Source organism: Sphaerochaeta globosa str. Buddy (genome assembly GCF_000190435.1).
Lineage (GTDB): Bacteria > Spirochaetota > Spirochaetia > Sphaerochaetales > Sphaerochaetaceae > Sphaerochaeta > Sphaerochaeta globosa.
Genome location: NC_015152.1, coordinates 2487553 through 2511807 on the forward strand (window position 1 = coordinate 2487553; position 24255 = coordinate 2511807).

Annotated in this window: 22 protein-coding genes; 7 read left to right on the forward strand and 15 right to left on the reverse strand. The window is 52.1% G+C overall.

All coding sequences use genetic code 11. From position 1 onward, the window contains the following. The 7 genes from priA to glpK are packed head-to-tail and all read right to left on the reverse strand — an operon-like array spanning nt 1 to nt 6652. The gene (gene priA, locus SPIBUDDY_RS11620; protein ID WP_013607956.1) at nt 1-1965 is read right to left on the reverse strand and encodes a replication restart helicase PriA; all 1965 of its coding nucleotides are present in this window, start codon (nt 1963-1965) and stop codon (nt 1-3) included. Next, the gene (locus SPIBUDDY_RS11625; protein WP_013607957.1) at nt 1965-2714 is read right to left on the reverse strand and encodes a uracil-DNA glycosylase; all 750 of its coding nucleotides are present in this window, start codon (nt 2712-2714) and stop codon (nt 1965-1967) included. The genes priA and SPIBUDDY_RS11625 overlap by 1 nt, the downstream gene beginning before the upstream one ends. Then, entirely contained in the window at nt 2707-3552 is an 846-nt protein-coding gene (truA, locus tag SPIBUDDY_RS11630; RefSeq protein WP_013607958.1) for a tRNA pseudouridine(38-40) synthase TruA, read from the reverse strand. The genes SPIBUDDY_RS11625 and truA overlap by 8 nt, the downstream gene beginning before the upstream one ends. Then, complete coding sequence (acpS, locus tag SPIBUDDY_RS11635; RefSeq protein ID WP_013607959.1) at nt 3539-3916, reverse strand: holo-ACP synthase; 378 nt, start codon at nt 3914-3916, stop codon at nt 3539-3541. The genes truA and acpS overlap by 14 nt, the downstream gene beginning before the upstream one ends. Then, entirely contained in the window at nt 3916-4323 is a 408-nt protein-coding gene (locus SPIBUDDY_RS11640) for a CdaR family protein (protein ID WP_013607960.1), read from the reverse strand. The genes acpS and SPIBUDDY_RS11640 overlap by 1 nt, the downstream gene beginning before the upstream one ends. After that, nucleotides 4307-5128, reverse strand: a complete 822-nt coding sequence (cdaA, locus tag SPIBUDDY_RS11645; RefSeq protein WP_013607961.1) for a diadenylate cyclase CdaA — start codon at nt 5126-5128, stop codon at nt 4307-4309. Before cdaA ends, SPIBUDDY_RS11640 begins: the two co-directional genes overlap by 17 nt. A gap of 9 nt (nt 5129-5137) precedes the next feature. After that, nucleotides 5138-6652 carry a glycerol kinase GlpK gene (gene glpK, locus SPIBUDDY_RS11650; RefSeq protein WP_013607962.1) on the reverse strand — a complete coding sequence of 505 codons (1515 nt, stop codon included), beginning with the start codon at nt 6650-6652 and terminating at the stop codon, nt 5138-5140. A 120-nt stretch (nt 6653-6772) separates the two neighbouring features. Between glpK and SPIBUDDY_RS11655 the strand changes: the two genes are divergently transcribed. Genes SPIBUDDY_RS11655 through SPIBUDDY_RS11665 form a run of 3 tightly spaced genes read left to right on the forward strand, consistent with a single transcriptional unit; the run spans nt 6773 to nt 8875 of the window. Next, complete coding sequence (locus SPIBUDDY_RS11655) at nt 6773-7117, forward strand: DRTGG domain-containing protein (RefSeq protein ID WP_041380750.1); 345 nt, start codon at nt 6773-6775, stop codon at nt 7115-7117. A 1-nt stretch (nt 7118) separates the two neighbouring features. Continuing rightward, on the forward strand, nt 7119-7541 hold the full coding sequence (locus tag SPIBUDDY_RS11660; protein WP_013607964.1) for an ATP-binding protein: 423 nt from the start codon (nt 7119-7121) through the stop codon (nt 7539-7541). Continuing rightward, complete coding sequence (locus SPIBUDDY_RS11665; protein ID WP_013607965.1) at nt 7538-8875, forward strand: [Fe-Fe] hydrogenase large subunit C-terminal domain-containing protein; 1338 nt, start codon at nt 7538-7540, stop codon at nt 8873-8875. Before SPIBUDDY_RS11660 ends, SPIBUDDY_RS11665 begins: the two co-directional genes overlap by 4 nt. Here SPIBUDDY_RS11665 and SPIBUDDY_RS11670 read toward each other — a convergent pair. After that, entirely contained in the window at nt 8838-11789 is a 2952-nt protein-coding gene (locus SPIBUDDY_RS11670; RefSeq protein ID WP_013607966.1) for an insulinase family protein, read from the reverse strand. The genes SPIBUDDY_RS11665 and SPIBUDDY_RS11670 overlap by 38 nt on opposite strands. Nucleotides 11790-11871: 82 nt before the next feature. Between SPIBUDDY_RS11670 and nfo the strand changes: the two genes are divergently transcribed. Further along, complete coding sequence (gene nfo, locus SPIBUDDY_RS11675; RefSeq protein WP_013607967.1) at nt 11872-12714, forward strand: deoxyribonuclease IV; 843 nt, start codon at nt 11872-11874, stop codon at nt 12712-12714. Further along, nucleotides 12714-13433: a glycerophosphodiester phosphodiesterase gene (locus SPIBUDDY_RS11680; protein ID WP_013607968.1), complete on the forward strand. Its 720-nt coding sequence runs from the start codon at nt 12714-12716 to the stop codon at nt 13431-13433. Before nfo ends, SPIBUDDY_RS11680 begins: the two co-directional genes overlap by 1 nt. On the opposite strand, the gene SPIBUDDY_RS11685 is transcribed toward SPIBUDDY_RS11680, so the two are convergent. The 5 genes from SPIBUDDY_RS11685 to SPIBUDDY_RS11705 form a co-directional block, all read right to left on the reverse strand. Continuing rightward, nucleotides 13423-14829 (reverse strand): hypothetical protein, encoded by a 1407-nt coding sequence (locus tag SPIBUDDY_RS11685; RefSeq protein WP_013607969.1) that lies wholly within the window; start codon nt 14827-14829, stop codon nt 13423-13425. The two genes, SPIBUDDY_RS11680 and SPIBUDDY_RS11685, sit on opposite strands and share 11 nt — an antisense overlap. Next, nucleotides 14826-15788 (reverse strand): hypothetical protein, encoded by a 963-nt coding sequence (locus SPIBUDDY_RS11690; RefSeq protein ID WP_013607970.1) that lies wholly within the window; start codon nt 15786-15788, stop codon nt 14826-14828. The genes SPIBUDDY_RS11685 and SPIBUDDY_RS11690 overlap by 4 nt, the downstream gene beginning before the upstream one ends. Beyond that, nucleotides 15785-17029: a peptidase T gene (gene pepT, locus SPIBUDDY_RS11695; protein ID WP_013607971.1), complete on the reverse strand. Its 1245-nt coding sequence runs from the start codon at nt 17027-17029 to the stop codon at nt 15785-15787. The genes SPIBUDDY_RS11690 and pepT overlap by 4 nt, the downstream gene beginning before the upstream one ends. 90 nt (nt 17030-17119) lie before the next feature. Beyond that, nucleotides 17120-17959 (reverse strand): hypothetical protein, encoded by an 840-nt coding sequence (locus SPIBUDDY_RS11700; RefSeq protein WP_013607972.1) that lies wholly within the window; start codon nt 17957-17959, stop codon nt 17120-17122. Nucleotides 17960-17991: 32 nt separating this feature from the next. Continuing rightward, on the reverse strand, nt 17992-18540 hold the full coding sequence (locus tag SPIBUDDY_RS11705; protein WP_013607973.1) for a hypothetical protein: 549 nt from the start codon (nt 18538-18540) through the stop codon (nt 17992-17994). Nucleotides 18541-18737: 197 nt separating this feature from the next. Here SPIBUDDY_RS11705 and SPIBUDDY_RS11710 point away from each other — a divergent pair, with 197 nt between their 5' ends. Next, nucleotides 18738-19832 carry a hypothetical protein gene (locus SPIBUDDY_RS11710; RefSeq protein WP_013607974.1) on the forward strand — a complete coding sequence of 365 codons (1095 nt, stop codon included), beginning with the start codon at nt 18738-18740 and terminating at the stop codon, nt 19830-19832. Here the strand turns inward: SPIBUDDY_RS11710 and SPIBUDDY_RS11715 are convergent. Beyond that, nucleotides 19829-20239, reverse strand: coding sequence for a hypothetical protein (locus tag SPIBUDDY_RS11715; RefSeq protein ID WP_155816101.1), 411 nt, complete (start codon nt 20237-20239; stop codon nt 19829-19831). The two genes, SPIBUDDY_RS11710 and SPIBUDDY_RS11715, sit on opposite strands and share 4 nt — an antisense overlap. 43 nt (nt 20240-20282) lie before the next feature. Beyond that, nucleotides 20283-21887 carry an IS1634 family transposase gene (locus SPIBUDDY_RS11720; protein WP_013607976.1) on the reverse strand — a complete coding sequence of 535 codons (1605 nt, stop codon included), beginning with the start codon at nt 21885-21887 and terminating at the stop codon, nt 20283-20285. A 271-nt stretch (nt 21888-22158) separates the two neighbouring features. Here SPIBUDDY_RS11720 and SPIBUDDY_RS11725 point away from each other — a divergent pair, with 271 nt between their 5' ends. Further along, nucleotides 22159-24195 carry a hypothetical protein gene (locus SPIBUDDY_RS11725; protein WP_013607978.1) on the forward strand — a complete coding sequence of 679 codons (2037 nt, stop codon included), beginning with the start codon at nt 22159-22161 and terminating at the stop codon, nt 24193-24195. Nucleotides 24196-24255: the final 60 nt, after the last annotated feature.

The following is a 24255-nucleotide window of genomic DNA, read 5'->3' on the forward strand; positions in this document are numbered from 1 at the left end:
CTACAGCAACTGCAGCGGGTCGAGGTCAACCTCGAGGTACACAGCCGATACTGGAGTGTAGGAAGCAAGAACGGTGGCAACCAAATGGTGTGCTGAAGAGCCATCCTTGGCTGAGATCAGGATGTGATATCGATAGTTGGAGGCAATCATTTCCAAGGGGCACTCACCCGAGGTAAGTACTTCTGCCTTGGCATGAACGGCTGCTGAATTCAGCAGCGCTTCCAGCTTCTCTGTCTCCTCTTGTACCTTTTTCTGATTCCTGCCCCTGAGTACCAGGTTTATCAGCCTGCTATAAGGAGGAAATCCAGTGTCTTTCCTTACTGCAAGTTCTTCGTTGTAGAAGCCTTCGACATTACCGGCAAGGGCATACTGAATGGCGGGATTATCGGGATGGAAGGTCTGGATGATCACCTTGCCTTGGTCGTTGTACCGTCCTGCCCTGCCCGAGACCTGTACAAGCAGGCTGAACGTCCGTTCCTGACTGCGGAAATCGGGAATATTCATGCCGCTATCGGCAAGCACGATTCCCACCAGCTCAACTTTGGGGAAATTGAGTCCCTTGGCCACCATCTGAGTTCCTAAAAGAATGTCGATCGAACCTTGGCGGAAATCAGAAAGAGTTTTCTGTACATGCCCTTTTTCCTTGGCACTATCGGTGTCCAGACGCTCGACGCGTGCCTTGGGAAAGAGTGTACGGATTTCCATCTCCACCATCTCGGTACCAAAGCCGCTATACTGCACGTCAACGCTTCTGCACTCAGGACAGACGCGCATCGGAGCAGTGCGGTAGCCGCAGTAATGGCACACCATTTGCTCACTTTTCTTATGATACGTCAAAGCTACCGAGCAATTGGGACAGTGCAGCTCATAGCCACAGCTGTTGCAGTGGAAAAAGTATGAGAAACCCCTGCGATTCAAAAAGAGTATTACCTGCTTCTGCTTGTCCAGTGTCTCTTTAATACCCTGTTTCAAGGCGGAACTGACCAAGGACTTCTCAAAGGCAAGATTCACAACCTCCACCTTGGGCATGCTCCCTCCGGCCACTCGTTTGGTAAGATGCAAGGCACCGACCTGTGAGCCATCCTGCATCAGGCTGTAAGCCTCCAAGGAGGGGGTTGCACTTCCCATGACCAACGTCGCCCCTTCCTGCTGACAACGCCTTTGGGCAACCTGTCTGGCATGGTAGCGGGGAGTATTGCCGCTCTTGTAGCTGTTTTCGTGCTCCTCATCGAGAATAATCAGGCCAAGGTTCTCAAACGGGGCAAAGACGGCACTGCGAGCCCCGATGGCAAGCTGCACCTCTCCTGAAATTATCCGCTTCCACTCTTTCAGCCGTTGGCTCGGAGTAAGGGCTGAATGCAGGATTGCCACCTTGTTGGCGAACCGCGAGGTCACCTGTTGGGCAAGTTGATGAGTCAAGGTAATCTCGGGAACAAGGTAGATGACCGCCTTGCCTTCTGCGATTGCCGCCTCGGCACAACGAAGGAACACTTCACTCTTGCCGCTTCCCGTCACCCCATAGAGGTAATACATCGGCTTGTCACGTTTTAGGATGGCCTTAATGGCTGCATCCTGCTCATCGCTGAGCTGTTCAATCTTCGCAAAGCTGAGATCTTCCTCGACTTCAAGGGCCGGGATGCTGATCTCCCTCCTGCCACCGGGAATCATCATGCTCAATGCTTCGCCAAGCGAGCACAAATAGTAGCGACTCATCCAGGCAGCCAAATCCAGGAGTTGCTTTCCATACAGCGGCGATGCATCGATTACCCGCTTGATCGCCTTCAGCTCATACGGAGAGCTGAACGCATCCATCAAATCGATGACATACCCGGTCATCTCCCGCTTTCCGAAGGGAACAACAACCCGGTGACCTACTGCGACCTTATCCTGCATAGCTGGTTCAATGGTATACGTAAAGGATTGCTTGAGCGGCAAATCCAATGCCACCATGGCAAACAAGGCCATCAGGACCTCCCGGAAAGCTGAATGTCCAGGTAGGCGGCAATCTTCTTCAAATCGTCCCATACCGGTCGTTTCAACTCCATATTCCGAAGGACTGCAGCGGGGTGATAGGTTACAACCACCGGAACGTCCTCATACCGGAGGAAACGCCCCCTGAGCTTGCCCACCCCATCGGAAACACCCAATAGTGAACGTGCAGCAACACTGCCGACGAGAAGAATGATCTGGGGCTTGACCAACTGAATCTGGCGCTTGAGGTATGGCAGGCACGCTTGTACCTCATCGACTTCAGGGTCGCGATTCTCCGGTGGCCGGCATTTTACAATGTTGGCTATGTAGACTGCGTTGCTGCGATCCATATGAATGGCACCCAACCAGCTGTCCAGATACTTGCCGGCCTTTCCTACAAAGGGTTTGCCGCTCGCATCCTCTTCAAATCCCGGGCCCTCCCCGATAACCATCAGGCGTGCAGGAATGGACCCTTCACCAAATACTACTTGCTTCCTAGTCTCGCACAAACGGCATTTGGTGCAGAGTGCGACCAACGCTTCAAGCTGACGGACATTGGTACCATGCACCGATCCCTTATCGATAGGAAGGGGAAGCATCGTATCAAGCAGGACAGAGAAGTCACGCTCACCACAGCTTTGCAGCGGGGTTGCTCCGATCACGGCTTGTGCCTCATCACACAAATCAACAAAACTTTGGAGTGCGGAGGCAAGACCTTTGCGTCTCTCTTGGATATCACTCATGCTCTTCCTCCTCGAACCACGCATACTCATCCACATCATAGCTGATGCGGTAGAGATACAGACCGCAGGCACTTGCAGTACGACCAGAACGGCTTCGGTCCTTGGAAGCAAGGATGTGCCTAAACTCTTCTACAGGCAAATCCTTGGTTGCAAACTCCATCATCGATCCAACCAGAGAACGCACCATTTTATACAAGAAAGCATTACCGCATATGGTATAGGATAACAACTCCTTGCCAAAGCGGTCGATCTCCAACCTCCAATAGGATTCATAAATATCCCGAAAGCGCGAGGGACAGAGGTCGCCGCTTGCAGTGAATGTAGTAAAATCGTGAGTTCCCCGTATGCTGCATGCATACTCATTCAGTAGCTCAAGGGAGGGAAACTGCTTGACTTTTGCAACCAGCTTGTCATCGAAAGCAGTCATATCGCACTCCCGTTTATAGTAGTAGCGATACGTGCGGGCCATCGTTGTATAGCGGGCATGAAAGGTCCCATCAGTCTCACATGAATCCAAAATCCTGATATCAGCAGGGAGCAGACGGTTGAGGGCAAGGGCGAATTTCTCGCCCTTGATCCTCGTGTTTGCTATGTCCATATGACAGACTTGGGCTAGGGCATGCACCCCGCTGTCGGTTCGTCCACTGCCAACAACCTGGACTTCCTCGTCGAGTATCTGCTTAAGCGTCTGTTCAATAATTTCTGCAACACTTTTGGCATTTGATTGCTTCTGCCAGCCACTGTAGTGACTTCCATGGTAGGAGACGGTCATACGTATTCTTCGCAAACCGGGGTCCAACGGCTCAAGGTCAGGTCGTTTCCAATCAGAGCGAGCCATCGTTGCCTCCCTGAAGAAGAACCACCGCTACTGCCACAGGCTGATCATGACTGATGGAAAGCATGGCCTTGCGACTTCCTACCAATGCCTGGGCTCTCCCACAAAAACAAAGCAGCGGACTGCCATCGGCTTGTCGCTCAACCCAGATTTCCTGCAAGCTGATGCCCTTCAATCCTGTACCCAAGGCTTTACCCAAAGCCTCTTTGGCGGCAAACCTCCCCGCAAGGAACTCACTCTGTACCCCTGGGGCAAGAGAAGCAGCATCAGAGAGCTCCAGTGGGTGGAACAAGCGCTGTTTGACTGCCTCAGAGAGTTTGCCGATCCGAATAATATTCACTACATCGATGCCGATACCCTCAATCATCAGGTTCCGCTCCCTACTCCGAAGAGAATCCGATATTGGGTGGGATTGGCCAATAGGGCAATTTCGGCACTGTCGAAGACCTGTTCGTCGTATACAAGAATAACCGGGGCGGTGGCTATGCCCTCCTGCTTGACCGCTGAGAAGTCCACGGTTGCCCGAATATAATTCGGGTCAATGAGATAAATGATGTCTTCATTTCCGCGGATGCTGACCTCAACCGAAGTTGGTACCAAACTCTGAGCTTCAAATTGTGCAGGCAGAGAGACTGAAATGGGAATGGTTACCACTCTTGCTCCCAACGTAGTGTATTGGATGAAGGCGTAGACTAGCACGGCAAATACCAAGGAAAGAACTTTGGCCGGCCAGTTATACAAAAATGCTTGCAGGTTTTTACTCAGCTTCGTCACTGCTTGCCTCCTGCAAAAGCTCTTCGGGAGTAATGTCGTTGTAACTGAACAAGGCTAGCAGCATCCGCTTGATGGTTCCTGCTTCAAGATCATAGTAGAGGTTCGCATTATACGTCATGCTGATGGCACCGGTCTCTTCACTGACAATCAGGACCACGGCATCGGACTCCTCAGCCAACCCCAAGGCAGCACGGTGACGGGTACCAAAGCTTTTCTTGATGTCGGTCTGTTCACTGAGAGGCAGATAACAGCCGGCAGCTACGATGCGGCCGCTCTGAACGACCATTGCTCCGTCATGCAACGGTGTGTCATGGTCGAAGACGGTAAGAATCAGACTGGTGGAAAGGTCGGCATTGAGCCTCGTTCCACTGTCGATAATATTCTTGATGCCCAAACGACGGGGGAACACAATGAGGGCGCCCCTTCGTTTATTCACCAGTACATTGCAGGCATTGAGAATGGAGTCTATCTGGTCGGAACTCGTGGTCTGCGTACCAATCCTGAAAAGCCTCGAGCCACCACTCCACAGCTGGGTGAAGGATCGGCGCAGTTCGGGCTGGTAAACAATACAGATGAATATGGTTGCAGGAATCGAAATATACCGAAACATCCAGAGCAGAACATCCAGCTTCAGGATGTAGCTCACGGCAAAGGAGGCAAATAAGACTACTACAACCTTGACCAGTTGCTGAGCTTTGGTCTGTGCTATCGTTACATAAAACCGATAGAACACCCATGCAAGCACCCCCACCTGAAGGGCGGGGCGCATGAATGAGAGCAAACCTTGCATCGCATCGAAAACCATCAAGCACTCCTACTGTTCATCTTCCTGCGGCCCCACCCAGTCGAGGGTGCGATTCACAGCTTTCTTCCAGAAGCGAATCTTCTCACATCGAACTTCCTTGGACATCTTCGGTTCCCAACGGCGCTCCTCCTTCCAATAGGCGGCAAGCTCCTGTAAATCCTTCCATACTCCCACAGACAAGCCCGCAGCGTAGGCGGCACCCAAAGCAGTAGTCTCCACCACCAAGGGACGGATGACAGGAATCCCCAGCAGGTCGGCTTGGAATTCCATCAATGGCTGGCTGTTGGTAAGCCCGCCGTCGACCTTGAGGGTAGTCATCTCGATTCCGCTATCCTTTTCCATTCCCTTGAAAATATCGTGGGCTTGGAAGGCTGTCGCTTCCAAAATGGCCCTGGCAAGGTGGGCGCGGGTCACATAGCCGGTCAGCCCTGCAATTACCCCGCGTGCATCAGATCTCCAGTACGGAGCAAAAAGCCCACTGAAAGCAGGAACGATGTACACTCCGCCGCAGTCTGGCACAGAGGAGGCCAGTTTGTCCAGTTCCTGTGGATTCTGCACGATCTTCAAATTGTCCCGTGCCCATTGAACCAAGGAGCCTGCTACTGCAATGGAACCTTCCAATGCGTACATCGGCTTTTCACTGCCCAGCTGATAGGCCACGGTTGTCAACAAACCTTGGGCACTGGTGACAAGCTTGAGTCCGGTGTTTACCAAAAGGAAGCAGCCGGTACCGTACGTGCTCTTTCCCAATCCTTCCGTGAAACAGGCCTGGCCGAACAAGGCAGCCTGCTGGTCGCCGAGGATTCCACACACAGGAACTTCGCTGCGAAGCGGACCGCTGGGGGTGGTAGTGGCATACACCATGCCCGATGACGGAACAATCATAGGAAGAGCTTTCTTGGGTATATTGAACAGGGAGAGCAGCTCGTCATCCCACTGACAGGTCTCGATATTCATCAAAAGGTATCGTGAAGCATTGGTCACATCGGTAACCAGTGCTTTTCCACCGGTAAGGTTCCAGGTAAGCCAGGTATCGATGGTGCCGAAGACCACATCGCCCTTCTCGGCCTCATCACGCAGACCATCCACATGGTCAAGCAACCAAGCAATTTTGGAAGCAGAAAAATACGGGCTGAAAAGCAGACCGCTCTTTTTCTGCAAAAAAGAAGCATCCACATGCTCTTTCAGCTTCTCAATGAGGTCGGAACCCCTCAGGTCCTGCCATACGATGGCATTGTGCCAGACTTTTCCAGTCTTCGGATTCCAAGCGATGATGGTCTCCCGCTGGTTGGTGATGCCGATTCCTGCAATATCGCTGCCTTTGAGGTTGGCAGCCTTGAGGGCCTTGCTGATGCACTCCGAGCTGTTGTCCCAGATTTCCCAAGGATCATGTTCGACCCAACCGGGCTGGGGATAAATCTGCTGGTGTTCCAGCTGATGGGATGCGACAAGAGTCCCTTTCTGATCAAATACAATAAATCGGGTACTGGTCGTCCCCTGGTCCAAAGCTCCAACGTATTTCACGCGATTCCTCCTCTTTGAGTCAGTATAGCTTCTCACCCCTCTTTTTGAAAGGCAAAAAGAGCAAAAGGGACCTGAGTTTTACCTACCGTTATGAGCCTTGTCCATGGTATACTCACACCTATGAAACTTAAAGATATCCTAGCATGTGTGGATGGGAAGCTTGTCTGCGGAGAATCCCATCTGGAAGACGAAGTAATGAGAGGTTTTGCCAGCGACCTTATGAGCGATGTACTGACCATCCTTGAGGATGACATCATCCTCATCACCGGCTTGTCCAATAATCAGGCCATCAGAACGGCGGAGATGAGTGACATCAGCAACATTCTGCTGGTTCGCAACAAGAAACCCAGCCAAAGCATGATCGACATGGCCAAGGAGTTGAATATTTCGCTCGCCTACACCTCCTTCTCCCTTTTTAAAGCTAGCGGGCTTCTCTATCAACAAGGGTTGAAGCCGGTATATTAGCATGCATCAAGAGTACCTTGTCCCAGCACAGGACTTCTCGGTGGCGGGTGTTGCATCCAGCAACCTAAAGCGGCTGCTCAAACAGCTGAATATCCCCCCCTTGACGATCAAGCGCATCATAGTCGCAGTCTTCGAGGCTGAAGTCAACGTCATAGCCCACTCCTATGGGGGCAAGATTCTTTGCGACTTCGAGGAAGAACAAGTTCAGGTGGATGTCATCGACACCGGACCCGGCATCCCCGACTTGGAGCTGGCCATGACCGAAGGATGGTCGACGGCAAGCGACGAAGTCCGCGAGATGGGGTACGGAGCAGGCATGGGATTGCCGAATATTCGAAAGAGTTGTGACAAGTTGTCCATTTATACCAAGGCCGGGGACCACACCCACCTGTCCATGCTGTTCAAATTCAAGGAGGAGTCATGAGCAACCAACTATTCCATCATGCCCTCTATATCGTTGAATCAGCGTGCAAAGGGTGTACCCACTGCATGAAACGCTGCCCCACCCAAGCCATCCGCATAGCCAAGGGAAAAGCCCGTATCGACAATGACTTGTGTATCGAATGTGGTCAGTGTATGGCTGTCTGTCCGAACAACGCCATCGCCATTGAACAGGATTCCCTCTCACAGCTTGAAGCGTTCACTACGCGGGTAGCCATTGTTCCTGCTGTATTTTTCGCTCAGTTCGATGATTCAGTGACGCTCAGCCACATTTGCGGAGCCTTGTATGCGCTCGGCTTCACCCACCTGTACCTCGCTGAAACCGGGGTGGACATTCTTGGTATACTTGAGGCTGAGGACCAAAGTACCACCCTTCCTTTGATCAGCAACTTCTGTCCTTCGGTACAACGACTCATTCAGGTCCGCTTCCCTCTTTTGGTGAATAACCTGAGCACCCTGCGCTCCCCCGCCCAAGTCACCGCCCTCTTTGCCCGCAGTGAATTGAAAGCCCTATTCGAAGGTCTGGGCATTTTCTATTTCAGCCCTTGTGCAGCCAAAATCGCCCAGTTCAAAACTGAGGGCTCCGAAGAGCACCGCCTTTTCGATGGTATCATCAATTTCGACACTGCCTACAACCTGGTATGCGCCTACATTGCCAAACACAAAGGGGACGCAGATCAAAAGCAGCACACCTTCAGCTTTCCTGACTGCACCCGCAAAGCCTTGCGATGGAGTCTGGTAAAAGGACAAAGCTCGCACCATACCGGTCGCTGCCTCGCTGTGGATGAAATGCACAATGTGATTGAATTCCTGGAGATTCTGGAAGACGAGCAGGATACAAATCTGCAGTTCTTGGAACTCGATGCCTGCGCAGAAGGTTGCGTCGGCGGGATACTCACCGTACGCAACCGTTTCCTGGCAACCGAGCGAATCAGGCACTGGTCCAGCACGGTGCCCAAGCAATTGAGCCAAGACCTCTGTGAGCGGATCATCGAGCAGAAGCAGGCTTTTTTGAAGAACCTCAACCTTGAACCGGTACAGGCCTTGCACGTTCTAGGCCTCGATACCGATCACAGCAAAGCCCTGCAGAAACTGAGAAAGGCGGAGCGCATCCTCGCCTATCTTCCGGGTATCGACTGCGGACTGTGCGGCAGCCCGTCCTGCAAAGCCTTGTCCGAGGACATTGCCAAGAGTCAGGCGAGTATTCGTCAATGTGCCGTTCTAAAACTAAAATCGGCCAAGGATTTGAACTCCCTGGCCCGGATTTGGGGTGAAAGGTCTACAACGGCAGACGGACTGCAGGACGATCAAGCATAGGATGCTTATCCTTCTCCGCTTCCAGGAGCTGGGAACCCGCAAGCACTACATAACTATCCTCGGTCTTGGCCAGTTCAAGCAATGCCTCGGCTCCCCTGTTGAGCCGGTCGCTATCCAATCCCAATAACTGTTCACGGCGCATCAGACGGAATTCGTCGGTAATGTGATAGAGCAACCGGCGGAAAGCCAGAATGGAGTCCTGGCTTGGAGAGAGTGGCTTGAGCTCCGATCCGACGGTCGAAATCAAGGCATTCTCAATATGCTTGGCATCGATGCTTTGGGTTGCATACTTTGCAAGCACCCGTTTGAAATCACTCAAGGAACCAACAATCCGGGGATCGCGATAGGTTGAGAAGACGAACATCTGCTCCATCACATCGGCATTTGCCGACACCCCGTAAGCTCCTCCTTGACCGCGAATGACTTCCCATAAATCGTTTCCACTGAGAATCTGGCCCAACAGCATCTGGGCCGCCTGTTCGATACTGCCCCGTGCGCTGGTCCTCATCGCATACGCTGCATAGCTGACCGTGGAGGGAAGCCTGTAGAGCTGCACCTCATGCACTTCGCCCTTGCTGACTGCCTCATAGTTGCGTTTTCTTGCTGCAATGGGGCCTTTATCCTCAAAACCCCTTACAAAATGCTCCCATACCGGTACCAAGGTTTGCACATATTCCTCATCGCAACTAAGATGGTTGATCAGCCGGTGACAGTTGTTCAGTTTCTGTTGCAATGCGAGCATCTCCTGGGCCAATTGGGGAAGGTCCGCATCGGTGAGTGCATCGAGGAAGAACCACTGATGCAAACCCGAAAGCTGTTCGCCCTCGTACTGGACCGCGCTGAAAACACTGGCGGCACACAACGAGGCAAAACCATGGGCGTTGTAGGTGATGCTGTCTGCGAAATCAGTCTTATAGTTGTTCAATACCTGCTTGATCTGCCTCAGGTCATCCACGTTTGCCTCAAAGAGCAAGCGTTGGATGAACTGCATCGCATCATCAAAGTCCTCAAGAAGCATCTTTGTTCTGAGAAGCAGAACCAAGACATCCTCATCGATGCAGGAGGAGCCCATCTCAACAAAGAGGTTGAAATCACCGGTCAGATGCTTCAGCTTGGTGGCAACTTGCACATAGGAGAGCTCTCCGAGCCCGGTCATCTGTACCAAGCGGGTATAGAACGGAAGCAACAACAGCTCCCGTTCACTGAGGTCCTCAATGCGTATGGCTATATCGGCATAGACTATCTGGTTGCAGAACTGCGACCTGACAAAAAGGTCCTGGCCTTCCAGGGATACATGCTCATGGGTATTCGGCTTGATCGTGCTGGGGAGGTCGCTTAAATGCAGGTACGGCACAGTGGCTAGAGCCTGGGGGGTATCACCCTCGTTCTCAAACTGCAAGAACCGTTCGTTTTGCAGGACAAGCTGCTTCAGTCCCTTTTTACCCAAGGCTTCCTTGGTCTGTTGGGCATACTTTGCAATTGCCTCATTCTGGCGCTTCTGATGATCGGCATCACCTTTGACGGTTACCAAGCACCGGTGAGGGTTGTCGATGAGATTGGTCTGAATCCAATCCTCAAAATAGCGAGGATTGGCCTGCAGCTGCTGCTCAAGTTCCTCAAGCGGTCCTACCGATTGGATGGTTGCAGTCGGCCCGAAATCAAAAAGCCAGCCGCGAAGACTTCGGTTCAAGGCTCTCAGCCCAGTAGGCATTCCCCCGGGAATCTCCAACTGCTTGAAACGGGCACGCTTCAGGCACGAGGCTACCAGGTCGCTGTCCAGTCCTTCTTCTACAATGGAAGACAGGGCACCCAGGATGCACGCTTTGGCAGCTTCAGCTTTTTCGGCATCAATGCCTTTGAATCCAACCAAGAAAGGCATCTGCCTGAAATCGGCACTCATACCGCTTTCCGGAGAAATATCCAAACCAAGCTCGCTATCCAGTAATGCCTTATACAGCGGAGCTGCAGGATTGCCCAGAATAATATCCACCAAGGTGGAGAGCGTGACCACTTCCAAAGGCTTTGTCACCTCGCTGGTCGCCCACGAAAGTACGACCGAGGAGCTCTCCTGAGTCTGTCCTTCTTCCATCGGACTGGTGAAACTGACACTGCGTTCCTGCTTCCAGCTCTCAGCAAGCTTGCAGGTGCTGTTTACTTTCAAAGAACCACGGGTTTTTAAATATTCCTGGTCAAGGAAGGCCAATTTCTCCCCGACCTGCAAGTTGCCGTACAAGAAGAGCTTGCAGTTGGATGGATGATAAAATTGGCTATAGAACGAGAGAAATTGTTGGTAATCAAGACGGACGATTTGTTCAGGATTGCCTCCCGACTCAAAAGCATACGGAGTATCGGGAAACAAGGTACGCACACTGTTCTTGCCGACGATGGAATCATGATCCGAACCATCCCCGAGCATTTCGTTGTAGACTACGCCCTCGAAGTGGCTGTTCTCCCCATCGGTGACCAAGCGTACTCCTTCCTGCCAGAAGGTTTCCTCCCGCAACAGCGGAGCGAACACCGCATCGGTGTACACGCAAAAGAGGTTGTCGAAGTCTTTCTTCAACGGACTTGCGGCAGGATACAACGTCTTGTCGGGGTAGGTCATCGCATTCATGAAGGTGTTGGTGCTGCCCTTGAGCAAGGTCATGAAGGGGTCGCGCACCGGGTAGCGTTCAGAACCTGCAAGCACGGAGTGCTCCAGGATGTGCGCGATACCGCAATCGTTGCTGGGCAAGGTCTTGAACACATAGCTGAAGAACAGCTCACTGTCATCATTGACTACCTGAAACACTTCCATATTGGTTTCGATATGCCGAAACAGGTATCCAACACCCTTGTATTCCGGCAAGGTGGAAATCTCAACCAACTGAAAACCGGATAGTTCATCGCCAAGGGCCCATTGCCGTTCGCTCATGCTGTATCGCTCCTCTGTAAGGAGGACACTAACACGAGTTAAGATGATTGACAACCCTGCCTCAAAGCTCTAGGTTTCTTCTATGCATACGATTGGACCTCATACAAGCATCGGTGGAGGGCTTCACCTCGCCTTGGCCAGAGCGGATGAATTTGGTGCAAATGCCTTAGGCATGTTCACCAAGAATCAGAGACAGTGGAAGGCCAAGCCCCTGACAGACGAGGAGATAACGCTTTTCGTCGAAACATGCGCTTCGCTGCATTTTTCCAATGATCAGATTCTGGTACATGACAGCTACCTGATAAATCTTGCAAATCCTGATGCACAAAAGCGTAAGCAGAGCCTAGAGGCCTTCATCGACGAGCTGAGGAGGGTTGAGCAACTTGGCTTGAAGCTTCTCAACTTCCACCCAGGCTCCCACCTCGCTCAGATTGATGCAAAAGAGGGCCTGCTCTTGGTTGCACAAAGCCTCGACATAGCTCTTAGTGAGACCGAAAGTGCCATCGCGGTCGTTGAGAACACCGCCGGACAAGGATCCAATCTTGGCTCGAGTTTTGAAGAGCTTGCCTACCTGTATGAGAACTGCCAAAGCAAGAATCGAATCGGCTTTTGCATCGATACCTGTCATGCGCACGCCGGCGGCTACGACTTGTCCAGCGTTGAGAAATTCGAAAAGACCATCGATCGTTTTGACCATCTTATCGGGTTGGACAAGCTTATGGGCATGCATCTCAACGATGCCAAGGCCCCTGCGGCAAGCCATCTCGACCGCCATGAAAGTCTTGGAGCAGGTACCATCGGCTGGGCCACCTTCGAACATATCGCCACCGACCCACGATTCGAAAACATTCCCTTGGTTTTGGAGACCATCGACAGCGAAAAATGGAAGGATGAAGTGGCGCATCTGCGCTGGGGGAAGCGATAATGCACAGAGTATTCGATACACCCGTTCTCTTTGGCCATCGAGGGTCCTCGTTCGATCACCCGGAAAATACCCTCTCAAGCTTTTCAGCATGCCTGGATATGCATATACAGGGCATAGAGCTCGATGTTCAGCAGTGTAAAAGTGGAGAGCTGGTTGTCATCCACGACTTCGACCTCAAGCGTATAGCCCGCATACCCAAGCGCATCGATGCAATGACCTACCAAGATCTCAAGCATATCGATGTAGGCAGAGGTGAACACATTCCCCTCTTTGAGGAGGTTTTGGCTCTGGGAAAGGATATGCTCTTATATGATATTGAGCTGAAAGCAGAAGGAATACAGAACACCGGCTTGGAGATGGCAGTTTGGGACCAGCTGGCCAAGACAGGCTTGCAAAACCAAGCGTTGATAAGCTCCTTCAACCCTGTCAGCCTGCTACGCTTCAAACACATCAGTAAAAACAGCATCCCCACCGCCCTCATCTATAGTGACTCACCATCGGTTCCGAGATTCCTTCGCCATGGATTCGGCAGGCATCTGGTACATCCGACCTATCTCAAGCCACCTGTACAGCAGTTTGAAGAAGCACGCCTGTGGAACTATCAACGTTGTACGTGGACGGTCGATGATCCCGAACAGGCAGCATCTTTGCTTGCGAAAGGGGCCATGGGCATTATCAGCAACAATCCAAAAGAACTGGTGCACTTGTTCAACGCATGAACAGGAAGGAACTTACCAAATAACTGGCGATTGAGCCAAAACGCTTGAACGCTGCATCGCGCGCCGCATCCATCGTTTGTCCCGAAGCGACAGCCTCAACCTCTTTGGTGTCGTACAGCACGCTTTGGGTACCCAAGTCATAGACCTGTACCCTGCCGGAGGCGACCACCACCTGCTGTTGGCGCACGACTTCGGTGCGCACCACTCCCACCGTCCCCAACAAGGCCAAGCCTCCCTGGGGATAGCGAGAACGCAACTCACTGAGTTGGTCTTCGAGCTCCAACGTACCCAGTGATAGCTGCACAACCGGGATGGTATCCAAGGCAAGCTCTTCGCTGAACGTTTGCAAGGCCCCAGGGTGAGAAAGAAGCACCCCTTCCTGGCTGAACGCCTGAATTGCAGCAACCACTGTTTTCTCTGTCACCGGAGAACTGACCGAGTAAGGGAACTCAATGCGGCACGCATCCATGGCGGCCAAAATGGGGGCTATGGTCTCTTGGTCGAACACAGAGGATATTTGTTCGCGCAAGCGGGAAAAGTCTACAGAAAAAATCACTTCCCCACTCTTTTGAAGACCCTGGTTATAGGGAATAAAGGTGAAAAATCCATCGGTTGCAGTATTGAACTGAAGAAAATCCGTATAGGGCTTGCCTAGGCTGTTACGTGCCTGAAAGGTAGCATGCACCGGTGCCTTGAGCACTTTCGGCGACAACAAACGGCTTTTACGCCGAACATACACGGTGACGGTAGCCTTTGTCTGGTCGGCATCACGCAAGGTAAACCGTAAGGAAGTCAGGAAGGTTTGGGCCTTTTCCAAAAGATTGGAGACCTCATGCTTCTTCACATTGACAGGTCCTTGGGAAGCAAGGATGGCAGCTTGCAGATAGAGATCGATGGCTGAGGTGTCATCATTCGCCCGATAGGCACGATCGGCCTCCTTCAAAAGGACTTCTATCTGGGCATCGCGCTCCAATATTTCGTTGTAGACACTGGTACGCTTGCCTGCAAGCAGGTTGGCATCCAAGCGGGCCAGAAGGTACATCTGATGTTGGCCGCGGGTTTCAGTACGCTCATATTCGTTGGATATGGACAGATTCAAATCGACGATGGCGTTGGTAGTGGTCAACTCACGATAGTAGGCATCACGTACATCCTCACCTACATACGCTGAAATTTGTGCAAGAATGTCCTCATAGGCAAGCAGTCTCGCATTATAGGAAACCATATCAGTGCCCCTTCCCACATAGGCTACTTGGTCACTACGGGTTTGAGGACTGTAAACCCAGGACGGAAGGCCCTCCACCTGTGAGCGCACCAACGAGGAGAGCGAGGAGCAGGAAGACAGTACTAGGCTGAAGATGAGAATGATTGTTACATTGCGTACCGCTTGTTTCATGGTGTGTAAGTGTACGATGTTCCGAGACTGAGGAAAAGCCCTTGATGAGTCAAGGCCGCAGAAGTTGCCGATACTCGGTTTCCCCCTCCCAAGCTGAAGGCCAAGGCTCCCATTCGATACACCAAAGCGAGGCTGCCTTCACTGTAATAAAGCAAGCTCCCTCCTGTAAAAGCGGTCCCAATCCCTACAAGGGCTCTCCCTTCGAGGCTTATGGCACGCACAAATTGGGTTTTGGATGAAAACAGAAGGGAAAGCGGCAATTCAGAGCCGAGACCGACAACAAGAAACCCTTGTTTCAGGTCAGGGGAGGTGAGACCGAACAGCACTCTGAAGGGATAGGAGGGAAGCGGATAGGAACTATCGAAGGCAAAGCCCACTGTGCCACCTTGGTGTAGGCTGAAGTGAAGCGAAAGGGGAAAGGAACCCATCGGCACGAGGCCCATACCCAATGAAAGTTCCTTTCCTGCTGTCTGCTGCAGAAACGCCAGCTTTGACTCGTTCTTTCGCACATGGGTGGCTACCACCACCCCACGCTTATCGCCCTGTCCATCCAAAACCCAATAGGAAAGTCCTTCCCTGATATGTTTTTCAGAATCCAGGGCAACGGCAAATCCCCGATCAAGAGCTACTTCCAAGCCTAAGAGAGGAAGATCCTGCAACAAGGAAAGGCCGTCGTAGTGCAGATTGGAAACCAGATATTCTTCCAAGTCCTCATCATTGGTGGCAATATCAAGGGTAAGTGTCCGTTCCCCTACCTGCAGACGAAGAACGGAAAGCTCAGTTAGCTGGGCAATAAGCGTCTCGTCTGCTTTGAGTCGGGGCAGCATTGAGCGCTCCAGAGCCCGCTTGACTGACAAGCGAACCCGATCTGATACCCCGCTTTCAGTTTCCAGCTCAAGGGTGGCAGCCGGAAGCACAAAGAGGAGCAAACAGATGAACAGAGCCCAAAGCTTCTTCATTTCGAAGCACCAACCTCAACAATCTTGATGATCAGGCGGCAGGCATCTTCCATGGCAGGAAGAGCAGCCCACTCATAACGAGAATGCAGGTTGTGTCCGCCGGTAAAGATATTCGGGCAGGGAATATTGCGTTCGTTTGCCATCCGTGCCCCATCCGTACCTCCACGGATCAACGCACTCTCAAGCTCCATACCCAACTGTCGGCCTGCTTCATACAGATTTTCCATGGCAAAAGGCTTGGTAGCAGCCACCAAGGCCATGTTGTAGTAGATATGCTTTGCATCGACGAGGACCTTCCCCTTCGGATAGAGGGCTTCGGTTGCAGATGCAAGACTCTTGATCGTATCGATTCTGCGGTTGAGGATGTCCAAATCGAAATCCCTGAGGTAGAGGGTCAGATCCGCTTCAGTACTCGTCCCGTTGAAACTCTGTGCGCAGTAATACCCATAGCGGCCATCGGTTGCCTCAGGACTCTCTGCTTGGGGAAGGGCGTTGATAAAGAACGAGGCCATAGTCAATGCATTGACGAGCCGGCCGCGGGCCATGCCCAAATGATAGCTGACCCCGCTGAAATGGACTTTCACCGTTGCTGCATTGAAACACTCACTTTCAATTTCAAAGCGCTTGCCACCATCGATGGTATAGCAATAGTCACAGCTGATTTTCTCATAGGGAAAGGTGTTCATACCAGCCCCGGTTTCTTCATCACTGGTGAAGATGAACTCCACCACCCCGTGCTTTACCTCGGGATGGGCTATCAGATAGGCTGCTGCACTCATTATTTCGGCAACACCGGCCTTATCATCACTGCCAAGCAATGTATTGCCGTCGGTGACGATCAGGGTCTCGCCGATATACTTGCCAAGCTCGGGATTATCCTCAGAGAAAAGGGTGTACTGCTCGTTCAGTACGATGTCCTTGCCGTCAAAAGCTTCGATGACTCTTGGTTTTACATTGTTTCCCATTACATCGTCGGCAGTATCGACATGGGCCATGAAGGCTACCGTGGGTACTGTATACTCAATATTGGAGGGAAGTCTTGCGATGACCACACCATTGGGATCGACTTGTACATCGTTGATGCCCAGAGCTTTCAGCTCATCAACAAGCAGATTAAGCAAATCCCACTGACCGTCGGTGGAGGGGTGCTTCACGGCAACAGCTTGGTCGTCGCTCATGGTATCGATGACTGCATAGCGGAGGAAACGTGACAGGATTTCTTTGCGGAGAGTAGTAGACATGATGAAAAGCTCCTTCCTGATTTTTGTGATGCACATAGTATTCCACAAAGCACAGGCAGGAGCAACCACAGAAACACGGAGCTTGTTACCTCATACGTTGAAATTGTACTTGGCGAGCATCGGCTTGACCATGTCCAACACATTGTACAAAGCAAAGACACAAATAATGATTCCTGTTACCACAAAGCCTCGCTTGAGCGTGTTGCCTACTGCAATTACACTGGCAGCCAAGGCATAGGAGAGTTCGGGCTCAGTAGTGACGCTGGTCAGCCACTCACCGAATGATTCGTCAATACTGCCCCCAAACTGATAATACCGCCAAATTGACATGACGGTGCTTGCCACCACTCCGGTTGCCACCGCCACCGCCGTAGCTGCCGAGATTTTGCCCCAGAAGACCACTGTAGGAATGCAAGCATAGACAACACCTGCAGTAAAAAGAACCAGTGTTCGGGTAACCAGTTTTTGCATGTCCTTCCAGAATGGCGCCCGTTGGCTCGGAGCCAAGGCCCGGCTGAGTACTTGTGCCTTGTCCAGCATCAGAGATCGGGCAACCTCCAGTTTCTCATCCAATTCCTGCTGCTTCTCTGCATCCAACAAGCCATGAGCAAAGTCCACAACTTGTTGGAGATCAGCACTCGAGCCCACGGTATAACAGAACTCCAGATACTGGCGACCTTGTTCCTCGTCCAAGGTGTTGTTCACAATCTCTTCTGAGCTGATCGTTCGGCTAACCAGACTACGTTGGACATCCTCCTCCAAATACGGCCAAACGACATCCTTTTGTTGTTCAATCATCTCGGAAACGGCAGGAAACAACTGGTCATCGCTGATTTTTGCTTTGCTTTGCACTTCCCAACCCAAAGAACAGCCGCTGAGAGGCAGTACCAGCAGGATGACCATCATCCAATTGCCAAGCGTGCGCACCATATAACTCCTCCTTACCTGCTCATACTGCATTTTCACTGCTCAGCCTTTTTGGAGGAGGGAACAGGAAACTTCCACCCAACAAGCAGAGCGAAGCGAACCATGGGAAACTGTGAGAAAAGTGCTCCCAATTCTTCATACTCCTGGACGAAAACCTTATGGGGATCCTTAATGACGAGGCAGGGCTTGATCACGATTGATGGGGGAACCGAGAATTGCCAGCCTACGGCCATTTCATTAAGAAAAAGAAATTGCGGCCCCTCTTCATAGGGATGGTTGGCCAAGAGGGCCACTTGCATGAGGGAGAGTGAAAGAAACAGGTCATACGAAAGCGGATGGTATTGAAGAAACAGACCTGTCTCCCAACATTGGACGGCGCCACGGCGGCGTTCGGCAACCAAGGAAACGGGAATGCTCAAGCTGAACTCCCCCGTCAGGGCCACAGTGGCCTCAATGCGAACCTGGGCTGTATCCAAAACAAGACTTTCCAAAGAGCGGAGGTCGATGGAAGTGCAGATGCTTGCCTGGCTTGCGGCCAAGCTGAACGGCATCAGCAGGAACAGGACACAAAGGCGGATATGCATACAGAACCCTCCGTTTGCAGACCCTACCATGCAACACCAAGGGAAGATATTCTCCGCTAGAAGTACTCCTGCAAGGGAAGAAATGCACAAATCTTCACAGAAAAAGGAGGAAATGATAGTACCGTCGGTAACAACTCGTGCTAGACTTGTACATAAAGGGCCTTGTATGGTGTTATAGTTATTGTAAGGAGTACGTTGTGAACAAGACTTGGTCAGTAGTGTTGATTATCCTAGCCTGCCTCGGAGTACTTTCCGGCACCTACTGGTATTTCGTGCTGAGGCCTGCGACAAGTACCACTGAGCAAATTGAGGCGGCCTCTGTTCCTGTTCAGAAGCAAAGTGCTGCGCCTTCGGGACAACCGCCTGCACCCACTGTCAACAACCAACCGGTACCGCAGGTACCTGAAGTTAAGCCCAAGCAGGAAGCAACCGAGCCTTTGGAAGTAGGAAAGCAGGAGCCGATCGTTGAGGTAGGCATCGAGCAACCGGTCGTCGGCGTCAGTTCTCCCCTTCCTCCACCCATCGACCCCCTGCTGCTATCGGGCTTGCTTAAGCTTCCCGTTCCCAGCGCTCCCAAGGTACCTGTCCCGTTTGCTGTACGAGAGCCTCTGGTACAGGCTTCAAACGAAGTTGCTCTACCAGCAGAAACGCCTAGTGCTGACGTGCAACCAATACCCGTTGAGCCGGCTGTCATCGTTGAAGAGACACCTGAAATGGTAGTACCTGAAACCAAAGCTCCCCAAGAAGAGCCATCTGCCATCGAGGTTGCTCCTGAGAGCGAGAAAGTGGTCCTCACCCCCTCTGTACCCCAGACGCCGGTGATTCCTACCACCCGCGTGGAGATCGACCCCCAGCCGCTTACTTGGACGATTGGAACTGCTGTCTCGTTTGCGAACTTCGGCTTGCCTCTACCATTGACCCATAATGGATTCTCCGTACAGGTGGACATACTGAAACACACCGACACGCTCTTCAGTTTCGGAGGAGCTCTCGAATATGGACAAATTGATGGGGATTCCTATCTCAGTGTTCTGGCAAAAGGCCAGTGGACGTTCCGAGAGGACAGGGCCTTCAATATCCCGGTCTCCGTCTCCCTTGGACCCACCTTCCTGATGGGAACCAGCAATGAATTCGGATTGTCGGCAAAAGTATTGGGAGGTTTCTCCTACGAAATTGTCAGGAATCTGCGCTTCTTCTACCAAGCAGGCATTCAGGCGCAGTGGGTGATCACCAAACCTGACTTCACCCTCACACTTGAACCAATGCGCGTGGGGTTCAGCTACAGTTTTTAGGCTTTTTTCCAACCTAAGGCAAGCGTAATTGCCTCTTTATCCTTCGAGGCTCGGTAACTTACAAACCGGGCCTCTCTTTCTTCTGCAATGAACGTGACACCTTTGCGTACCGAAATTACCTGTCCTACGGTAAATTGTTTGACTTGATCGATGTCCATGCTCCAAACTTCCTTGACAGCCCTACCCTTGGCTTCTTTCTGAAAGAGGGCAAGGCGCTTGGAGGTAATAATCAACCTGCCGCGGATGAGGTCCCCATCGTCAACGGGCGGAACGAGAGCACAAAAGCATGAGTAGGTAAAGCTTTCATCCGTCACCTTGCGCACCTGCTCCTCACCTACGTAGTACCTGATTCGATAGTACAGCCATACCAGGATGAACAACAGGGGGAAGAGAGAATAATACACCACCTGTCCAATGTAACCTGAAATCTCGAGAAATTATAGTTAGGGCTCACGACTCGAGCCCGAAGATCTGGAAGATCTCACGCTGAGCCTTCGTTTTCTCCGGGTGAATCGGCTTGTAGGTGTTCTTGAACACTATCTCGGTGTACGATTCCAGCCGGTTGAAAACCTCGGGTACGGAATACCGGGTGATCCAAGTCTTCGTATTCCCCAGCCGGGGGTCGATGGGTGTGTCGCGAAGCACTTTCCTTATGTACTCGGTGATGATGAGCGACAGGAACCGGAGGAACACAACCGACTCATTGGAGACGGTCCCCTTGGTCCTCAGTCGGTTGCCGTCGATCATGTTCTTGAGGTTGTCGAACTGCTTCTCGACCTTGTCACGCTTGCGGTACTGCAAGAGGGCGGTACGGGCATCGGGCTCGCAACTCGTCACCAGGGACCAGTATCCCACATACCGGTCACGATAGGCTTTGATCGCATCATGGTTCCAGATGACTTTCCTTCCCCTCACCGGCGTCTCCTTGACGGTGAAGAACAGTGAATAATCCTCGGCATGCGACTCTACAAGCTCCCCCGTCTCAAGCTCCCTGGAAAGCTCGACCATGTAGGCATTGAACTTCGCCACATGCTCGATGCGCATGGCCGTGTCGGTGAATACATGGTAGTACAGCCTCTTGCCGTCAAGTTTCGTCCTGTGGGTGATCCCGTACACGGTGGAGCGCTCATCGGAGACCAGGATGTTCTGGGGAAGCTCGAGGTCGTCCCTGTCACCATCCATATAGCCCTTCACCCGGGAGATGTTCTTCGGTACAGGCATGGTGAAATGGATGCCGTTCTCCAGGAGCATCGAGATGTTCTTCTGGCTGTAGAAGCCCTTGTCCATCATCAGGGAGACCTTCGTCATGCCCAGTTTCCCCAGCATGGCCGTGAATGCGGGCAAGGCTGAGACATCATGAAGGGAGCCGGGCAGTATCTCATAGTAGAAAGGGATCTCGCTTTCCATCCCCATCAGCAGGGCTATGTTGATCTGGGGCAGGGACTCCCCATCCCTGTTGTAGCCGTACTCGTCGTAGGGATTGTACGTCCCGTAGGTGGAGACGCTGCTGATGTCGAAGCACAGGTACTCCGTATCCTTGGACCGTCTCAGCCAGCTCTTGAAGAAGGACAGGATCTGGTCCCGGCTTATCGACTGCAGCAGTTCGGTGATCCTCGGGCTTGCCAGAGGGCTTTCCTGGTGGGGGCAGCGATGGGATTCCATCCATCCTTCCGCCAGATATGCCCTCTGGGCGGGACAGGATGCGAAGAACCATGCAAGAGCCAGCAGCTGGGAAGTGGTGTCCGCGTCGAACCCTTTCAGCAGGGACCGCTTCAACCCAAGCTTATCCGTCACCGCCTGAAGCAGGAGGGAAGGACCGATGCTGAGCGTCGAGGAGACGGCGGGAGGCATGTCGGTGCCGGGGGCCTTGTCTTGCTGCTCTGCCTGGAGCTCCTTCCATCGCTTGTTGTAGATGATCTCGCCGGTACGGGGATCCTTCTTGCCGATGCAGATCATGCGGGTCCTGGTAGTCTTCCTTTCGGCGTCCCAATAGGAAGAAGACATGTATGCATAGTCGGTACCGTTTGGATGGTGCTGGAATACGATGCTTGACACTGTGGCCTCCCATAGCTAACTATAATTATAGTTAGCTTAAGACCCATTGTCAATGTTTTATTCAAAACAGAATAATGATTTAGCTATTCATAACTATAAAATCACGAGATTTCAGGATGTAATGGGGGTTGATGAAAACCAAAACCAACGTCAGTGACAACAGGACTAGCTTAATCAATACTTGCATGGTGTGAATGTACCTTCTGACGAGAAAAAAGAAAAGATGTGAAGCAATTCTTGCTCCTTTCCTCCTTTGCGAATGGAGGAAAGAATGAATAAAATATCCATTACTTCTCGTTGGTTTCTCATCCCTCTCATAGGCCTTCTGTGCCTGATGACTGCAGGATGCAAGCAAGAGAGCGCAGCACGATCCACCATGCAATTGAAGATGGTGAGCAGTGAAACAAAAAGTCGCTCCCTACTGCCAAAAGACACTCCCCTGGAAGTGTCCCGCTATGTTGTAGAAGGTGAAGGTCCCCAGGGAACCACCTTCAGCGTCATGAGTACCACGCAAAACTTGGAAGTGGAAGGTTTGATGATCGGCAATTGGACCATCACAGCCATCGGACAGAACTCCGGCGGCGTAGATTTGGTCACCGGCCAAGCAACGGTTACGCTGACACCCCAGCCTTGTGAGGTGACCATCGAACTGAGCTCTCTGGTTGGCAAGGGATTGCTGAGTATCGAACTGCTTTGGAATGCGCTGAATGTCAGTGATCCTTCGCTCCAGGTAAGTCTTACCGATGAGGCTGGCGCCATCCAGACACTTACTCCCACGACAAACAATATGGCTAATGGCTCGGTGCTCTACAGCGGACACTACCTTGCGGGATCCTACCTTTTAAATGCCCAGCTGTTCAGTGGCTCGGTCCCTGTCGCAGGGTGTGCCGAGGTGATCAGACTTGTCGGAAACCGAACCACCGAGGGAAGCATCGAATTGAGGTTGGACAAGTATGCAAATGTTCCTTCCCCTCTTACCTTGGTGAATCATCTTGGGGTGCCGGTAGAGTGCACCATCGCCGGCATCAGCGAGAACGTCAATGCCCTTCAGCCGGTGACAGCCAGCCTGACAACCAGCGACCCCTCGAACCTGGAAGTCGATTGGTATTTGGATGGAGTCTTGACGGCTTCAGAACTGACCTGCACCTTCACCCCTTCCAGCGGTTCCCATCGCTTGGATGTCATTGCAAAGGGGGCCTTACAGGCCAGTTCCGGGTCGGCCAGCATTTCTTTCACTGCCACGGTAAACGGGGAAGCGGGTGTACCGATCCTCGTAAGCACGGTACAGGACAATACCGGCGGCATGAATATCGGAATCGATGCCCATGCGGCATTCCTGCCCGATGGAAAGATTTTGCTGGCCAGCAACCAACATCAGACCATTCAGGTCTGCAGAATTGTCCGTGAGTCGTTGGAAGTCGTGCATACCTACACTGCAGCCGATGGATTCAATGCTGCCGGGATTACCGATATCTTGGTCGATTTTGCCACCAATAGGGTGGCCATTGCCGATTCCGTGAAACCGGGCATCACCATCTACCAATACAATTTCGGGACTTCCTCCCTGGTAAAACTCCTCAATCGCGACAATACCTATGGGACCAGTCGACCGGGCAGCCTTACGTTCCCCTATCTTAGTGAACTTACGTTGCTTAGGAGTACGGGAGTTCTCTATGGCCTGCATCCGCTCAAAGACCATGTTATAGAGACCAATTTCTATGCAAATACGCAAGATACCCTGTATACGAATTACTACTATATGAAAATACCCCCGTTCCCCAACCCGTATACGGCAATGGCCATCAGTAGTGGAGGCCTATCAACCGCCCTTGTCCAGCAAGCTGGCTCGCTTCTGAGAATCTTCCGCAAGGGAACGATCAACGCCCAATTCACCAATCCAGTGGATTTCTCTTCTCCGGGAACACCGTATATTGCCAATGTGTCCAAGGTGGAATTCCTGAACGACAACCACCTGATCTATGCTACGGACAATGATGTCGGCAAGTTTGCCTATACCGGTTCGGTATGGGAACAAGCCGAGGTTTACTCCTCAGGTTCGGATGGAATCACCGACATGGAAGGCATCGTACAGCTTACAGCGAATACCACCGGCACCCGGTTGTATGTCCTAGCCAGCAATGCCTTGCTTACTTTCCAAACACCTTCACCAGCGTACGAGCTTACCTATGTGGATTCCACCCTCCTCGATTCCTACCAAGCATCCAGAATGGATATTTCGCAGGACCAGGATATGGTAGTGATTACCTCTGCTTCCAGCCCATCGTTGCTTCTTTGTAGAATTCCCTGATTCGTCGAGCGGGCAGGGGCATTATTGCCCCTGCCTCTCCATCCAACAACAGATTACCCT

Coding starts and splice junctions, on each gene's coding strand:
- SPIBUDDY_RS11665 (WP_013607965.1), top strand. CDS start 7,538: ATGAGCAACCAACTATTCCATCATGCCCTCTATATCGTTGAATCAGCG.
- SPIBUDDY_RS11660 (WP_013607964.1), top strand. CDS start 7,119: ATGCATCAAGAGTACCTTGTCCCAGCACAGGACTTCTCGGTGGCGGGT.
- SPIBUDDY_RS11625 (WP_013607957.1), bottom strand. CDS start 2,714: ATGAGTGATATCCAAGAGAGACGCAAAGGTCTTGCCTCCGCACTCCAA.
- SPIBUDDY_RS11670 (WP_013607966.1), bottom strand. CDS start 11,789: ATGAGCGAACGGCAATGGGCCCTTGGCGATGAACTATCCGGTTTTCAG.
- priA (WP_013607956.1), bottom strand. CDS start 1,965: ATGGCCTTGTTTGCCATGGTGGCATTGGATTTGCCGCTCAAGCAATCC.
- SPIBUDDY_RS11680 (WP_013607968.1), top strand. CDS start 12,714: ATGCACAGAGTATTCGATACACCCGTTCTCTTTGGCCATCGAGGGTCC.
- SPIBUDDY_RS11705 (WP_013607973.1), bottom strand. CDS start 18,540: ATGCATATCCGCCTTTGTGTCCTGTTCCTGCTGATGCCGTTCAGCTTG.
- SPIBUDDY_RS11655 (WP_041380750.1), top strand. CDS start 6,773: ATGAAACTTAAAGATATCCTAGCATGTGTGGATGGGAAGCTTGTCTGC.
- truA (WP_013607958.1), bottom strand. CDS start 3,552: ATGGCTCGCTCTGATTGGAAACGACCTGACCTTGAGCCGTTGGACCCC.
- nfo (WP_013607967.1), top strand. CDS start 11,872: ATGCATACGATTGGACCTCATACAAGCATCGGTGGAGGGCTTCACCTC.
- SPIBUDDY_RS11685 (WP_013607969.1), bottom strand. CDS start 14,829: ATGAAACAAGCGGTACGCAATGTAACAATCATTCTCATCTTCAGCCTA.
- SPIBUDDY_RS11690 (WP_013607970.1), bottom strand. CDS start 15,788: ATGAAGAAGCTTTGGGCTCTGTTCATCTGTTTGCTCCTCTTTGTGCTT.
- pepT (WP_013607971.1), bottom strand. CDS start 17,029: ATGTCTACTACTCTCCGCAAAGAAATCCTGTCACGTTTCCTCCGCTAT.
- cdaA (WP_013607961.1), bottom strand. CDS start 5,128: ATGGTTTTCGATGCGATGCAAGGTTTGCTCTCATTCATGCGCCCCGCC.
- acpS (WP_013607959.1), bottom strand. CDS start 3,916: ATGATTGAGGGTATCGGCATCGATGTAGTGAATATTATTCGGATCGGC.
- SPIBUDDY_RS11725 (WP_013607978.1), top strand. CDS start 22,159: ATGAATAAAATATCCATTACTTCTCGTTGGTTTCTCATCCCTCTCATA.
- SPIBUDDY_RS11700 (WP_013607972.1), bottom strand. CDS start 17,959: ATGGTGCGCACGCTTGGCAATTGGATGATGGTCATCCTGCTGGTACTG.